The organism is Pseudomonas salicis (genome assembly GCF_057128705.1).
This window is the reverse complement of record NZ_JBSKHU010000001.1, coordinates 18,390-33,227: the sequence shown is the minus strand read 5'-3', so window position 1 is coordinate 33,227 and position 14,838 is coordinate 18,390. Positions and strand designations below refer to the sequence as shown.

Genomic DNA, 14,838 nt, shown 5'->3' with positions numbered 1-14,838 from the left:
CATCGAAATCCCTCTCACTGGAACTACAACTCAGCACCTGAAAATGTTCAGGCGCCGGTCTCTCTGAGCACCTCATTCACGTGACCTGCGAGACTCATTCGTGTAAAGCCTCAATGGGACGATCCCTACCGTGTATTTGAAAACCAGGCGTTATCAACTCCTCATAGCCGAGGGCTTGCTGATGCAGAGAAGCACGTGAAAACCGTCGAGCGCACACGCGATGGCTTCGTTGATCTGCGATAACGGGAATACAGTTGCTGGCTGACTTTTGAGTTGAGCATCGGCGTGAGATGCAGATAAAAGCTTCACCAGTTCGCCACAAGGGCCGACTCGATCTGCGCCCTCACCCCAGCACCGTGAATAGGTAGTTGATTGCGTGACCTGGTTCAGCAACTCAAGAAAATCGTGCCCACTTCCAAGTGCAACTACCTCATCGGACGAGACGACGAGCCGTTTCGCCCAAGTAAGGCGATTGCGGGGAAGCAACACCCGGTCCCCGATTTTGAAGTGACCAGCAGCACATCCCACAGCCTGTATCGTCCCTACCCCCCAGCTCCCCGGCACACAGGGAAGCGCTGGGAGTGGAGACCGCTGTCCGCTTAGGAACTGCAAGTCATAGTGGCTGATGTGCGAGAAGTCCATGCTGACCAGTAACTCGGAACCCCAGGGCATTGATGGCTCTGGCATCTCGACTACAGCGATGGCGCCTGCTGGTGCTAGGTAGGCGTAATTGAGAACGGCGCGCATTAGAAGTGCTCCTGGCGCGCAGTCAACGAATCAGAGACCTCAGTTGAACTTGAACGCGATAAGTCGCGTGACGACCTGGTTATCGAGGAGCGACAAACTGAAAATGCCGAGGGTTCGCAAAATACCCAAGGACGAAAACCAACCGACCTTTTCACGATCATGATTAACTTCCCAGGCGTTGGCATTTCGGGTGACGGACGATCAATCTGCATCAGACGTCGTTAGCTACGCCGGCGAAAGATACCCAGCATTAGCCTCCGACAAAGTCGACTTGACCCAGCGGCCAGCATCATCAATGAGGACTTCCTCACGGTTCTCGCGCAGCGCTTTGAGGGTCAGCTCTACAACCGTGTCTGGACTCGTCTTAGGCGCCTGAACACCGGCGGCCATATCCGTATCGATATAACCAGGGTGCACCCCCATGACGAAGGTTTTCTGATCGCGAAGCTCGTTACGCAGACCGTTAGTCAGGGACCATTGACCAGCCTTCGAGCTGCTGTACGGGCCGGACTCCTCGATATTCAGCCAACTTAGAACGGAGAGGATGTTGATCATCGCCCCTCCTCCTCGCTTGGCCAGGACCGGTGCGAACGCCCGTGCCATGCGGAGGGTGCCGATGGTGTTGATTTCAAAATGTTGGCGGAGGCTGCTGATACTGTCATCCGCGAGCAATGCGCCGTATTTCAGGTAGCCCGCGTTATTGATGAGCAGATCGATATCGGGACATTGGATGGCTGCCCTGGAGACGCTCACTGGGTCGGTGATATCCAATTCTACAGGCACTGCTCTGGAGATATCCAAAGCCCTCACGTCGCGAGCGCCGGCGTAGACTTTCGCTGCACCGCCTTCGAGTAGGGCATTCACAAAGGCCCTGCCTAAGCCCCTGTTTGCGCCCGTCACCAGTACCGTTTTCCCCCAAAGATCCATGGTGTTTCTGCCTTATTATCCTGATTCGACCGGAGTGAGTAGATCGTGAAAAGCACGCGTCGAGCCGCTTCGCCTACTTTGGGCTGTCTGAAACACAAAGCGTTTCCTGCCACCTGCACATGAAATTGGCCTCAGTGCGTAACAGGGAAATCAACAGCAATATCCATGACAAACGTCATGCTTAAACGATTATTCGAGCATGATAGCCATACTGCCATTCGTCAACTATTTTCCCTGACTTTTTGACAGACCGATCCTGGGCTTCCTTCTGCCAAAGCTTTATAAAAAGGCTAGGAATAGACTCAACGATATCAAGCAGCTTCGCCGCCGGCGCAGATCACCTGCTGACCTTGTCGATAAACGCTTGAAGCAGGTTCTGGCCAAACTGCCATTCGCCCAATCCACTCTGGCCATTTATGTGTCCTAGATTTCCGACTGAGCACAGATCGCTCCTCCACTGCTCAGCTTTGGTCATGGCATAACCATTTGTGTCGTAAGGATCGTCGGTGCTGCACACGATGAGGGATGGAAAACGTAAAGGGTTGACCGGGACCTTAGTGAAGCTTGGCGTTGTCTCGACAAAACCTTCTGTTGCAGGGTCAGGCACTGCAACCAAAAATGCTCCTGCTGCGGCAAGCGACGACTTCTGTTGCCAAAATGCAACCAGGAGACATCCCAAACTGTGGGCAACCAGAACGGGTGGACGGTCACAGGCACCTACTGCCAATTCCAAGGCTGCGATCCAGTCGTCCAGATCTGGAGCATCCCAGCTTTCAGGTTGCAGCCGCCTAGTGGACGGATATGTCTCTTGCCATCTCGACTGCCAGTGGGTCGGGCCGGAGCCGCCAAAACCAGGAATGATGATTAGATCTACCATGCTGCGCTGCCTATTCCGTAGAGAGTTCGCTGTGACTTATGAGCGGCTGCTGAACAGCGATGAAGCTCAACAACGCCCTGCCTGAAATTTCTTCCAAAACACTTTCGAGAAAACGATCCGGCATCATCCGCAGGCCCCTCCCCCTTTGTGCAATCCCTATCAGACCAAGCAGTACGATCGTCATACTTTCGCAGCGATTGCATGATGGGTATACTGTTTAAATTAACGACCTTATTTGCGAGCTTTGGAGGGGTGTATGCGATATCCGGCTGAGGAAACCGCAGAAAAGCATCAACGAATTCTTGAGCAGGCATCTGTCCTGTTCCGTGAGCGGGGCTTCTACGGCGTCAGCGTCAGTGAAGTCATGAAGGCGACCGGGCTCACACACGGTGCGTTCTACAATCATTTCGAATCCAAGGATGATTTAATCGCCAAAACCATTGGTGACGCATCCTCTAAAGCCTTGGCCTCGATGAAGGAAGCAGAACACACCCCGGAAGCGATGCAGGAGTACGTTCAGAACTACCTGACCGAATGGCATCGGGACGACCCGGGTATGGGATGCTTGATGACCGCCCTTGCTTCTGAAGTTGCCAGAGAGCCCTCTGTCCAACCTGCGTTTACCCGGCACCTCAAGGGTGTGCTTGCCAGTCTCATGGCGCCTTTTGCGAAATCAAAAAAACGCAACGTTCGACGCGACGCGATCCACAAAATCTCCACGATGGTGGGAGCGATCGTTCTCGCGCGCGCGGTTGACGACCCAGTATTGTCGGAGGAGATCCTGCGGGAAGTGCGCAACTCGCTGGATTAACGAAACCCGACGCCAGACAGGGATGTCACTCTCTACCAACCGGTCACGGACGGCATGGATCCCTGCATAGCTCGTCGTGAGACGCGGGGGTTACTGACCGCCACGCGCCTCTCGCAAAATTTCATCCGACAGCCTTTCGTTGTTCACCGCCCGGGCCAACGTCAACGCCCCCACCATGTTCACGACCATCCGAATTGACTCTGCTCTAGGCTCCGGCGAATCCAGCTCCGCATACAGTGGTGCCAGATGATCCAAGACAGCCTCCAGATGTTCGGTGAACGCAACCTTTCCTACCGGCTGACGCCCGATCTCTGATCCCAGGGCAGCCATGAAACAGCCCGCACCCACATCATCCCGATGCTCTTCGCTCAGGTAGCTTTGCAGGTAAGACACCAGCGCTTTTTCTGGTTGCTCACCGGCTTCGAGTTGCTCTTTGTTACTCTCTGATGCGTACGTAAGGCAGCTCTCGATCAAATCATCCTTGGATCTGAAGTAGTTGTAGAACCCTCCGTGGGTCAACCCGGTAGCCTTCATAACGTCGCTTACGCTCACGCTCACGAAGCCATGGCGTCTAAACAGGATGGAAGCCTGGTGGAGTATCTGCTGACGCCTTTCGGCGATTTGCTCTGCTGAGTAACGCATTCATTTCTCGGTAAATGACAGACATCAAGCATTATACATATCATGCTTGATGACTCATTGCACGGCGACTCTACGAGTGGTGACAGCTGCATCTTGAAGACTCCACCAAGTCAGAAGATTATGGGTAAACCTCGCACGTTGACCCGGATACGCCTGACGACGGAGCTTAAAAAGCGCTCGCTTGCGCAAGCGAATGTGCCCAGCAGCAGTCAGGGCGGATGCTCCTGCTCACTTCCGATCAGTCACGAACACTGACAGCCATGACCAAGCGGAGCTTGTTCTCCCGCAGGTTGCGCGCAAAATTCTCTGCCATTTTTCCGAAGCGATCGCCCATTACCAGCTTCAACGTAGGCCCTTGATTCGCAGCCTGCATCGCTGGTAACTGGAACCGATCAAACCATTGGATGAGTTGCTGTGTAACGTCTCGCCAGATCTTGATCTCAAGGCCTGCTTCGTGAAGTGCAGAACGCGTCTGTTCCTCCGTCAGCAGGACACTGTCCTCGGCCTTCTCAGCCCAAGGAACCGGATATGTCGGGGCATGGCCTTCATCACCGGCAAGCACGTCGAAGAAACCGAACTGGCCGCCTGGTTTAAGTACCCGCCTGATTTCTTCATACACCCGCCCCCTGTCCGCGATGTTCATCACCACATGCTGGGTGTAGACGACATCGAAGCTCTGATCCTCAAGGTCCAGGTCCAACAGGTTGCCAACTCGATATTCTAGACGGTCATTCATACCGCTTCGGTCCGCGAGAAGGTTTGCCACCGTGACGAATGACTCGGTCAGGTCTACACCTGTCACGTGGCAGCGGTACTTTTCGGCGGCGTATCGCGATGGGCCGCCCAGGCCAGAACCGGCGTCCAATACGTTCGACCCCGCAGTCAAAGCAAGCAGTTCAAAGAAGTCGGCCGTGGTCTTAAGCCCTCCGCTATGAAACTGATCGATCCCAGCGAGTTGATCGCTTGTGATTGGACCATCGCCCAACTCCTCAAGGAGCCTCTCCACCCTTGCAACCAAATCCAGAGACTCGGTGCGGCCTTCGTAATGTCTACGAGCCGCTTCAGTCTTGTCGCTCACAACCAGTACTCCTATGCGTAGTAAAAGATCACCCAGAAGTCAGCGGGCAGGTTGCTCCAGCAGTAGCGCCAGCGGCGATAGCGGACCCACGGGGATAAATTCAAAGGTCATGAGGCCGGCTCTGTCCAACGGCATCTTGGCAAACATGTCCCGAGCCTCCGCGACATCTGTAACGTTGAGGACGAAAACCACTCCGCTTTTGTCCGTGCGCACGTTCCATTGCTCAATCTTGCCGGCGAGACTGAGCTTTACTGTCTCGCGAACCTCCTCGGGGAGCACAGCGCTGACCGCTTCGGGCGTGGCTGTGGCCGTGAGCGATCCAATTGCGATGATCTTAGTAGTGGGTACCTTCGGCAACTGCTGTGCGGCAGATGCCAGACTCGGAGTCATATATCCTCCCAGAGCGATAGTCCCTATGAATACGGACTGCTGGAGACGCTGGAACAACGCCCTGGTGAGTTTGCCTGTGCCATTCATGTTGTGACTTCCAATGAAATAGTCGGGGTTTGCGGTCATTCAAGCGCGGTTTTCTCAGACGTCGGCTACCGCACTCCGCGCCGATTTGAGCTTTCGCTCTGGAGCAGAGGGAGGGGCAGCTCTCAGGCACGCCCCTTCGCTAACCAACCCACAACCACAACACCCGCTGGGACCATTCCTTGTCGGCCTAGGCGACAAGGGTCAATGAACTGCGAACTCAGAAATAGAGCACGAATAGCATTATGACCATCATCAAAAACACTTTCCATCGCCACTTGTGACAACTTCGGTATTGATTGCGCCACCGCGGCCCGCTGGCGTTCGCCGAGCTATCCTCCAGGCGTTCATCCACCGACATAGGACATCTCGATACGGTCCGAAGCCCGCGCCATTTGAGGACGCATCTCGCTTCTGCGCAGTTCGGAATAGCGGTTGGATCGTCCACGCCAGATGCTGGCAATCTCCCCGGAGATCACCTGATCCGACATGCCACCACGGATCAGAGCGCGCAAATCATGACCAACTGACGCAAAAAGACAGAGGTAGAGTTTTCCGTCAGCAGCCAGGCGAGCCCGCGTACATGAGCTGCAAAAAGCGCCGGTTACGCTGGCGATGAAACCAACCTCTCCACCACCGTCTGCGTAAGCCCAGCGTTGTGCAGTTTCACCCTCAGCACTTGGCTCAAGCGGCACTAAGGGAAACTCATGATTGATCTGGGAAATGATCTGCTCAGACGGCATGACCTCACCCATATTCCAGCCATTGGACGTCCCCACATCCATGTACTCGATAAAGCGCAGGATGATGCCGCTTGATCTGAAGTACCGGGCCATCGGCAGAATTTCCTGCTCGTTGGTACCGCGCTTCACCACCATGTTGATCTTGAGGGGGGTCAGACCTGCCGCCTGGGCTTGTTCGATTCCATCCAGCACGCTTGCGAGTGCATAGCCCGTGTCATTCATTCGTTGAAACAGTAGGTCGTCCAGCGCATCTAGGCTGACCGTCACCCTTGATAATCCAGCGTCACGCAGCCCCTTTGCTTTGCGTGCGAGAAGAGAGCCGTTGGTGGTCAACGTGAGGTCCAATGGCTTACCGGACGGAGTCCGAATAGAGGCCAGCCTTTCGATCAAAAACTCGATGTTTTTCCGAATCAACGGCTCGCCACCGGTAAGCCGAATTTTCTCGACACCCTGACTCACAAAGAGCCGGGCGAGGCGCTCGATCTCTTCAAACGAAAGTAACGCGCCACTGGGAAGGTAAGCATGATCTCGGCCATAAACCTCCCGCGGCATGCAGTACACGCAGCGAAAGTTGCACCGGTCCGTCAGCGATATTCGTAGGTCGCGCAAAGGGCGCCCACGCTGGTCCAGAATGGAAGGGCCAGACGTGTGGGCAAGCTTCATGTTGGAGACCGTCATTAAGTCAATGAGCGGGATGGTGTCCAAGGTGTTCAGCATTCAGGTATCTGCCGTCAGGGCTTGGGATGGCCTCCAGGTCATCCAAGGCGTGCACACCGAATACGCCGGAAAGCAGCGCGGTATCCCTTACCGCGCTGAAAGTCTCCGCCGTGCCGTGCGGTGATCACTTTGACGTCAGCGATCACTGGCTAAACGAGGGCCGGAGGATGAGCCCTTTCGGATGATCTCCGGAGGTGTGAACACACTCAGGGGCGGCAGTGGTCCATCGTATTTCTCGATACCGACAAGGCAGCTGTTTGCCGAAGGCCCCTGGGCCAGGCTAGATGTGCCGATGTCGTTGGTTACCGCATTAGGGTTACCGTGGATCTCAAGGCTGAGCGGATCTGAAACATCCAGGATGTCGTACCACGCCCCGGTGGCAATCTGAATGACACCCGGTCTCAAATCATCTGACAGGATCGCACCCGCCAGAAACGAACCGCGATCGTTGAAGACCCGAACGATGTCGCCGTGCTGTATGCCCTTAGCGCGTGCATCGGTAGTGTTCATCCGCAGGGGTTCGCGGTCTTTGATCTTCGACTCTTGACTGGTCACGCCGTGGTCAAACTGGCTGTGCAGCCGAGTTGCAGGTTGGTTCGACAGTAAGTGGAATGGGTAGGTTTTCGCGAGCGGACTGCCTAACCACTCGCTCTTTTCATACCACGCAGGATGCCCTATGCAATCCGCATAACCGAAGTCTGCAATGGTTTGCGAAAAGATCTCGATCTTTCCGGAGGGCGTATTCAGCGGGTGTTTGTCTGGGTCAGCCCTGAAGCGCTCCAGTACCTGATCGCTGTCCTTCAGTAACGGCTTAAGATCGATCGGAGGCCCTTCGCGGAACTCTTCGAAACTAGGAAGGGTGACCCCGGCGCCGGCCGCGTTCTTCTGGGTGACGTCGTAAAGGTGCTTCACCCATTGGCTCGCATCCCTTCCCTCGGTGAACTGGTCGTAGAAACCAAGGCGTTGAGCGAGTCCCGAGAAAATCGAGTAATCATCACGCGAGTCCAGGAACGGGCTGAGTGACTGCCGCATTGGGGTCAACCAGTTGTCCATGCTCCCGCCCGCGAAGTCATCACGCTCTAATGGGGAAGTGCTTGGAAACACGATGTCGGCAAACCGTGCAGTCGTGGTCCAGTTGATCTCATGCGTAATGATCGTTTTGGGGTGGCTCCAGGCACGCCTGAAGCGGTTGATGTCTTGGTGATGGTGAAATGGATTGCCGCCGACCCAATAAATCAGCTCGATATCTGGATAGGTCAGGTCTTTGCCGTTGTAAGTGAACTTCCCGCCGGGGGACTCCAGCATATCCGTCACTCGCGCGAGCGGTATGAAGTCTGTCACCGCATTCTTGCCTTGTGGCAGGGAGCCAACGGAGAAAGGCACCATACGTCTTTGCATCGTGCTCATCTTTCCGACGCCGGCGCCCATGAGCAACCCACCGCCCGGTAGGCCGATGTAGCCCAGCGCTGACGCGAGAGCGATACCGGCCCAATAGGTCTGCTCGCCGTGTTCTGCACGTTGGATGGAAAATGACAGGCCGATCATGCACCGATCAGCGGCCATGAGTCTGGCAAGCCGCACGATGTCCTGAGCGGGTATCTCTGACTTCTGCTCGGCCCAGGCAGCATCTTTGGGGATGCCGTCGGTTTTACCCATGACATAGTCAGAAAACACGTCGAATCCGACGCAATGACGGCTAACGAAATCCTTGTCGTAGATATCATCGTCGATAAGGGTGTGAACCATCGCCAGCATGATTGCCACGTCGCTGTTTGGGCGACATGGGAGCCATTGCGCACGCACCTTGGGATGGATGTCATCACGGATTGGGCTGATGTTGATCACATCGATACCAGCATCCGCAATGGCGCCAAAATGAGCTGACGCGTCATGAGCGCCCGTGCCTCCAGGATTGACCTGCATATTGCGGGTCGCTGCGCCTCCGAAGTAGACGATCCTTTTGCAGTGTTTGGCGACCTCCTGCGTGGTCGAAACCTCCATCCCCGCCTGGAACGCGTTGATGCCGAATATGTGTGGGATAAGTACTTCAGCCGCGGCATAGGAGTAAGTGTCCACCGAATCGGTATAACCGCCGAACCCTCGCAGGAAGCGATGCACCTGGCTCTGCGCATGGTGGAATCGACCAGCGCTAGCCCACCCGTAGGAACCCCCGTATATGGAGCGATTGCCCTTGCTGTCCCGGGCGGCGGCCAACGCCTCTGCTGCGATGTCCAGCGCCTCCTCCCAACTGACGGCTATGAAAGGCTCTTTACCTCGCTGGGAGGTATCGCTATTACGGCGATTTTCGTAGTAGCCCTGGCGGATCATGGGCTGGGAAACTCGGCAACTATCATCATGGGTTGAGGCCAGTGATCGCCCGAGCGCCGAAGGCTCACTATCTTCCGGCACCGGAGAGATAGTGATATTGCCATCAGCCTCTTGGCGAGCGTAGTAATTGCCCCAGTGGGTTGCCGTCAGACGTGGAGTTGTGGCGCTTTTCATTTATCGCTCCCGTTAAGCTGGATAGCTTTTTCTTAGTGGCGGTAAACAGCTCCTTTTTTAGGCGCAAACGACCGCGATCGAACGGGACGGATACGATCGACGGTTGGCCCAATCATTGGGCCCAGTACGTCAGCAGGGAAAAGAGTGGATAGCCAGAGTCAGCGTGCGGTTACGCCTATAGTGATAAAAACAACGTCCCGGCAGCGACCACTCAATCATCGCTACCCCTTTGTCGAAGCTGTCTCGATGAAGACCGCTCTTGATGACGGTCGATCACGCCACAGCTGTGAGAAGAGTCAACGCCCCTTCCCCATTGGGTCTCCAATGGCGGTGCAACACCAAACGGAGACGACGAACCACGCCTAATGCATAACAGACAGTGGAGCAGTGACCGGCGTTGGATGCAGGCCACGTTGTGCTCTACAAATCCAGCACGAAGCGGCTAATGTCTTGAATCAGAGCGTAGGACTCAGGGTCGGGACAGGCAACGTCAAATGCTCCAACTAAAATGACAAATCGTCTTTATTTGGGAAGCCTATGAACAACGCGGACCATTGGCTCAAATACCTGATCGCGGAAGGTTTCGTCATCGCACAGTCGAAGGTCAAAGGGGACTGGGGCATCGAAATGGACCAGCGTGATGGTACATATTTCCACTTTCTTGCTCAGGGAACGGCGTACTTTTCTCTCGATGGCGGGCCGCAAATCAGACTTGAGCCCGGTGACGTTGTGGTGCTTCCTCAGGGAGCGACTCACCAGATGCGCAGCTCGCCGCAGAGCAAGGTTGAGTCGCTCGGCGAGTTCGTGGAAAGCATGAAGACGCTTTACAGCAAGGACCCTGACGCAACCATCGTGGTTTGTGGCTCTTTCGGGATTGACCGGTATATGGTGATGCCGGCGATAAAATCCTTGCCGCCCTCCATCCATCTGCGGGCCGGATCGAGTGGCGCGACGACGCCGACCGCCGACCTGCTAAAACAACTACAAAGCGAAGTGGAGAATGCCAGGATCGGCAGCAAGATGGTGGTGAGGAATCTTCTCTCAAACCTTTTCATCTACATCCTCAGGCAGTGGTCCGAGTCCGAAAAAGCTCACGTAGGCTCCTGGTTTTTTGCCATGCAGAATCGCCACATTGCGAAGGCGCTCGCATGCATTCATCAGAAGCCGGAAAATGACTGGAGTCTCGATAACCTCGCGAGCGAAGCCGGTATTTCACGCTCGTTATTTGCCGAGCAATTCCGAGAATCTGTGGGCGAAACGCCGTACAGCTACCTGACACGTTGGCGACTCGGCATAGCCGCTCAGCTTCTTGCCCAAACCGATTTGAGCATCGACGAAATTGCGCAAAAAACCGGGTACCGATCCGAGTACTCATTCAATCGAGCATTCAAGAAAGCCAGAGGTCGGACACCGACCAAAGAGCGTGAGCGCCGGCAATCACCTGAGAATGGCCCGCCTATCGGGATTGTTTAGCGACGCTGGCCTTTCATTTGGTTTTGGCGCGGGACTTTAGCGCGGCAAATCCGTCGATGACTGAACCCAGAGCGCTCATGGCCGGGAGCAAAGCGTCAGCGATCGCCACTGCCTTCGCTGTAGGTCGCACTCCTCTCCCTTCTCTTACGAACAGCCGATCGTCAAAGCAATTGCGCAAACGGACCAGTGAAGCACTGACGGCTGGTTGTCCCACACTCAGGTGCTCGGCGGCGCGAGAAACATTCAGCTCGCGAAAGACAACCATGAAAACCACCAGGAGGTTCATATCCACCTTCATCAGGTTTTTCTCGTACATGTGCATCGCTTTTTCTCATCTCCACCATTTTGAATACTGAGCCGTCGTAGTACCTAGGACGGTCGTTTACGGCTACCCGCATCTAAACTCGGCCGTGAAGTTTCGGCGATGAACGCCCTATTCTTGATCCGTTTTCTGAATGCTCAGGCCGTGATCGTCTGGAATACATTCTCTCCACCTGCCTTGGAAATCACGAATTGAACGGCTTGAATGCGGGTATCATCATTAATGATGATCATCATGCTTGATCAGTGTCAGTCGCAGTGCGAATCAGCGTCCCGCCTACCCATAGCTTTGACAGCTATAGCCTTACAGATAGGGGCTTTTTTACGCTTGACTGGTGTGAGAACACTCCAGTAGATTTGATTGATGGCATATACCAATAATCGGCTATTCGAGCGACTTATCGCTTAACCTGGAGCATCACTTGATGAGAATTCTGATCGTGGGAGCCGGCGCTACCGGCGGCATAATCGGGGCACATCTGATTAACGCTGGCCGCGACGTGACCTTTTTGGTTCGGGAGCAAAGAGCTGCTCTGCTGGCGCGAGATGGACTTCAGGTCTTGAGTGCAAACGGCAACATTGAGCTGGCACCCCAGACGGTCACTGCCTCATCGATCCAAAGCTCGTATGACATTGTTCTGCTCGCCGTTAAGGCGTATGCCGTTGAAGGAGCTTTGGAAGACATGGCGCCCGCGGTAGGTCCTGAAACCGTGATCCTTCCGCTGCTCAACGGCATGCTCCACATGGATCTCATCGCCGATCGTTTTGGAAAAGACCGGTTACTGGGCTGCGCCTGCAAGGTGGCGACCAGCCTGGATGAAAAAGGCAGGATCGTGCAGCAAGGTTCATTCTTTGATCTCGCTTATGGAGAGCTGAATGGAAGCTCTTCGGCCAGACTTGACCAGGTGGATGCATTCTTCCGAGACGCACAGTTCACGACGCGCATATCTTCAACAATTCTTCGAGACATGTGGGAGAAATGGGTTCTGCTTTCGTCTATGGGAAGCATCAACTGCTTGATGAGGGGGAGCATCGGCGAGGTGGCCGCAGCGAAAGGCGGCATCGAATTCGCTAACACTGTCATCGACGAAGTAGTGTCAGTGGTAAAGGCAACCGGCGTCGCGCCTAGTGACGATTTTCTCGTCGAGGCCCGCCGCCTGCTCACACTGCGGGACTCTCAGCAGACGTCGTCCATGTATCGCGATCTGGTAGCGGGACGCCCGATCGAAGCAGACCAGATTGTGGGCGACTTGCTCGCGAGAGCCACCCGTGCGGGCATCGATACACCGTGCCTGGCGATAGCTTACGCAAACTTGCAGGTCTACCAGAGCCAACAGCTGTAATACGCACCGAGAGCGTCACCAAAGGCAGCACACTATCTCGTACATGTGCTGCCTCTCACGATTTAGCCCAGCTCTCGAAGTCGGAATGAATGGCGGGCAGCAATCAAAACACCCGCCAAGCGAGCAACGTCATCATCGGTCGTCCGCCAAGACGAAAGGCTCAATCTGAATGCTGCTTTTCCGCCCCAGGATGACATGCCGAACCAGACCTCACCCGAGTTGTGCGCCCAGGCTTGAACCGCCTGAGTCTCAGCATCGGTCTCGCCTCTAACGAGCACTTGATTCAAAACAACTCGGTTTATGACTTCAAAACCTTCGGCTCTCAGCGTTTCGGCAAGCCTGCTGGCTTGGGAGCAGTGCTGCTCGACCATTTCTGCTACGCCTTTGCGACCAAGCGTTCTCAACGCCGCCCAGACTGGAACTCCGCGCGCACGGCGAGAAAAGTCGAGCGTGAGATTCTTCTGCGCATTCATGCTGCCTGAAGCATAAACGGCGTCGCTGTTTAGCGTCTCGGCCAAACTGGTTGCATCCCTACAAATCGCCATCGCGCAATCGTAGGGCGTGTTCAACCACTTGTGCCCATCCACCGTCCAGCTGTCTGCATCTTCGCAGCCAGCGGTGTAGTGACGAAGCTTCTCCGACGCCCGAGCCCACAACCCAAACGCACCGTCGATGTGTACCCAAGCCCCAGCTGCACGTGCCTTAGGAATGATTTCATTGAAAGGATCAAATTCCCCCGTGTTGACCTCACCGGCCTGCAAGCACAGGATCGTACGTTCATCCAGCTCAGGCATGCGCGCTGGGTCAATTCTTCCAAATTCATCCACGGGAGCCACAAGCAAACGAGAGGCGCCGAATCCCAGCACCCTCAACGCCTTCAAGATCGTGATATGACTTTTCTCCGATACCACCACTCGAATTTCTGGAGCACCAAAGACGCCATTCTCATCGGGATTCCACCCGGCGCGGATCAGTAACGCGCGACGTGCAGCAGTAAGACACGTGAGGCTGCACACACTTGCCGACGTGCCAAATCCGACAGCGCTTTCGCGGGGGAGATCCAGAATGTCGAGCATCCACTTTCCTGCGATCTCTTCGATAGCCGCGCTTGCAGGGGCGGTCATATTGGTGCCGGCGCCATTATCCCACGCTAGCATCAAGCGCTCTGCGGCGGCGGCGACAGGCAACGCAGCACCCACCACAAAACCAAAGTACCTTGGGCCGTTTGTGGCGACGGTTGCAGGTGACCCGACCTCATCGAGCAATGCGATAGTCGTTGATTCAGGAGTACCATCTTCAGGCAGCGGCTCGTCAAACGCAGATAGACGGTCCAGGGCCGATTGGGCCGGGAACACTCGCCGCGAATCGATGCCAGCAATGTAGGTTTGAGCCCGCGCATCCGCGTCTCGGACTAATTCTGCTTCGTTATTTTTCATAACCAGTCACCTGCTAAAAAAACCCCTTGCTAACGCATCGGGGCCGGTTATCAACTCAGCGCCCGACGCATCTCGTGCAAGATCTCGCCTGACAATTCTCCATCCTCTACGGCCCTGGCCAGGATGATTGCCCCCACCATCCCAGAAAGGGTTCGTATTGCGCCGGCTCTGCTGACGTCCGAACTCACCGCCCTATCTGCCGCCATCAGTCCTTTCAGCACACCCTCTATGTGATGGGTAAACACAGGCTGTATGGACGGCTCGTGCGCAGCATCCGAACCTAGAGCGGCGATCATGCACCCGGTGCCTACCGCATCTCGGTGCCATTCACTGACATAGTCAAGGATGTGCGAAGCCATGGACTCTGTACCCTCCCCGACCTCCGCCATCTTCTTCAGCGACTTCGCCGAGGCATCGTGGAGGCATTCGTTTATCAGGGCTTCTTTCGAATCAAAGTGGTGATAGAAAGCACCTTGGGTCAGGCCACTCGCTTTCATGATCTGGCCGACGCTGACGCTTTCAAAACCATGTTCGCGAAACAGGACGGAGGCCACTTCAAGAATTCGGCGGTGCCTTTCTGCGGTCTCCTCTGCTGGGTAACGCATAAAAATCTTCTCCAAGTGGATCAGGGGGGGGTTGACACCAAGCAGTACGATCATCATGCTTGACCCATCGAAACATGATGACCGTACTGCTTTAACGAATCATAACATGACGATCGTAATGCTTCACCTGATTTGCTAACGC

The 14,838-nt window shown here is 55.3% G+C and carries 14 protein-coding genes; 3 read left to right on the top strand and 11 right to left on the bottom strand.

The features are described from left to right. Window positions 1-153: 153 nt before the first annotated feature. From ACWKWE_RS00150 to ACWKWE_RS00140, 3 genes are all read right to left on the bottom strand, one after another. Entirely contained in the window at window positions 154-672 is a 519-nt protein-coding gene (locus ACWKWE_RS00150) for an alcohol dehydrogenase catalytic domain-containing protein (RefSeq protein WP_483849956.1), read from the bottom strand. Window positions 673-972: 300 nt separating this feature from the next. Further along, window positions 973-1,674: an SDR family oxidoreductase gene (locus ACWKWE_RS00145; protein ID WP_483849201.1), complete on the bottom strand. Its 702-nt coding sequence runs from the start codon at window positions 1,672-1,674 to the stop codon at window positions 973-975. A gap of 337 nt (window positions 1,675-2,011) precedes the next feature. Next, window positions 2,012-2,551 carry an RBBP9/YdeN family alpha/beta hydrolase gene (locus ACWKWE_RS00140; RefSeq protein WP_483849200.1) on the bottom strand — a complete coding sequence of 180 codons (540 nt, stop codon included), beginning with the start codon at window positions 2,549-2,551 and terminating at the stop codon, window positions 2,012-2,014. A gap of 256 nt (window positions 2,552-2,807) precedes the next feature. On the opposite strand from ACWKWE_RS00140, the gene ACWKWE_RS00135 reads away from it, so the two are divergent. Then, a complete protein-coding gene (locus ACWKWE_RS00135; RefSeq protein WP_401144593.1) occupies window positions 2,808-3,362 on the top strand; it encodes a TetR/AcrR family transcriptional regulator in 555 nt (184 codons plus the stop codon). Window positions 3,363-3,452: 90 nt separating this feature from the next. On the opposite strand, the gene ACWKWE_RS00130 is transcribed toward ACWKWE_RS00135, so the two are convergent. The 5 genes from ACWKWE_RS00130 to ACWKWE_RS00110 all read right to left on the bottom strand — a co-directional run bounded on the left by ACWKWE_RS00130 (window position 3,453) and on the right by ACWKWE_RS00110 (window position 9,518). After that, a complete protein-coding gene (locus ACWKWE_RS00130; RefSeq protein WP_483849199.1) occupies window positions 3,453-4,004 on the bottom strand; it encodes a TetR/AcrR family transcriptional regulator in 552 nt (183 codons plus the stop codon). 238 nt (window positions 4,005-4,242) lie between these two features. Next, window positions 4,243-5,082 carry a class I SAM-dependent methyltransferase gene (locus ACWKWE_RS00125; RefSeq protein WP_483849198.1) on the bottom strand — a complete coding sequence of 280 codons (840 nt, stop codon included), beginning with the start codon at window positions 5,080-5,082 and terminating at the stop codon, window positions 4,243-4,245. Window positions 5,083-5,121: 39 nt separating this feature from the next. Next, the gene (locus ACWKWE_RS00120; RefSeq protein WP_483849197.1) at window positions 5,122-5,472 is read right to left on the bottom strand and encodes a hypothetical protein; all 351 of its coding nucleotides are present in this window, start codon (window positions 5,470-5,472) and stop codon (window positions 5,122-5,124) included. 431 nt (window positions 5,473-5,903) lie between these two features. Continuing rightward, on the bottom strand, window positions 5,904-7,016 hold the full coding sequence (moaA, locus tag ACWKWE_RS00115) for a GTP 3',8-cyclase MoaA (protein WP_483849196.1): 1,113 nt from the start codon (window positions 7,014-7,016) through the stop codon (window positions 5,904-5,906). 135 nt (window positions 7,017-7,151) lie between these two features. After that, window positions 7,152-9,518 (bottom strand): molybdopterin-dependent oxidoreductase, encoded by a 2,367-nt coding sequence (locus ACWKWE_RS00110; RefSeq protein ID WP_483849195.1) that lies wholly within the window; start codon window positions 9,516-9,518, stop codon window positions 7,152-7,154. Window positions 9,519-10,055: 537 nt separating this feature from the next. Here ACWKWE_RS00110 and ACWKWE_RS00105 point away from each other — a divergent pair. Beyond that, window positions 10,056-10,991: an AraC family transcriptional regulator gene (locus tag ACWKWE_RS00105; RefSeq protein WP_483849194.1), complete on the top strand. Its 936-nt coding sequence runs from the start codon at window positions 10,056-10,058 to the stop codon at window positions 10,989-10,991. Between the two features lie 13 nt (window positions 10,992-11,004). On the opposite strand, the gene ACWKWE_RS00100 is transcribed toward ACWKWE_RS00105, so the two are convergent. After that, window positions 11,005-11,307: a LysR family transcriptional regulator gene (locus ACWKWE_RS00100; RefSeq protein ID WP_483849193.1), complete on the bottom strand. Its 303-nt coding sequence runs from the start codon at window positions 11,305-11,307 to the stop codon at window positions 11,005-11,007. Between the two features lie 430 nt (window positions 11,308-11,737). Between ACWKWE_RS00100 and ACWKWE_RS00095 the strand changes: the two genes are divergently transcribed. After that, the gene (locus tag ACWKWE_RS00095) at window positions 11,738-12,655 is read left to right on the top strand and encodes a ketopantoate reductase family protein (protein WP_483849192.1); all 918 of its coding nucleotides are present in this window, start codon (window positions 11,738-11,740) and stop codon (window positions 12,653-12,655) included. A gap of 62 nt (window positions 12,656-12,717) precedes the next feature. Here ACWKWE_RS00095 and ACWKWE_RS00090 read toward each other — a convergent pair whose 3' ends face one another. Next, entirely contained in the window at window positions 12,718-14,091 is a 1,374-nt protein-coding gene (locus ACWKWE_RS00090) for a pyridoxal phosphate-dependent decarboxylase family protein (RefSeq protein ID WP_483849191.1), read from the bottom strand. A 50-nt stretch (window positions 14,092-14,141) separates the two neighbouring features. Next, window positions 14,142-14,753 carry a TetR/AcrR family transcriptional regulator gene (locus tag ACWKWE_RS00085; protein WP_483849190.1) on the bottom strand — a complete coding sequence of 204 codons (612 nt, stop codon included), beginning with the start codon at window positions 14,751-14,753 and terminating at the stop codon, window positions 14,142-14,144. Between the last annotated feature and the right edge of the window lie 85 nt (window positions 14,754-14,838).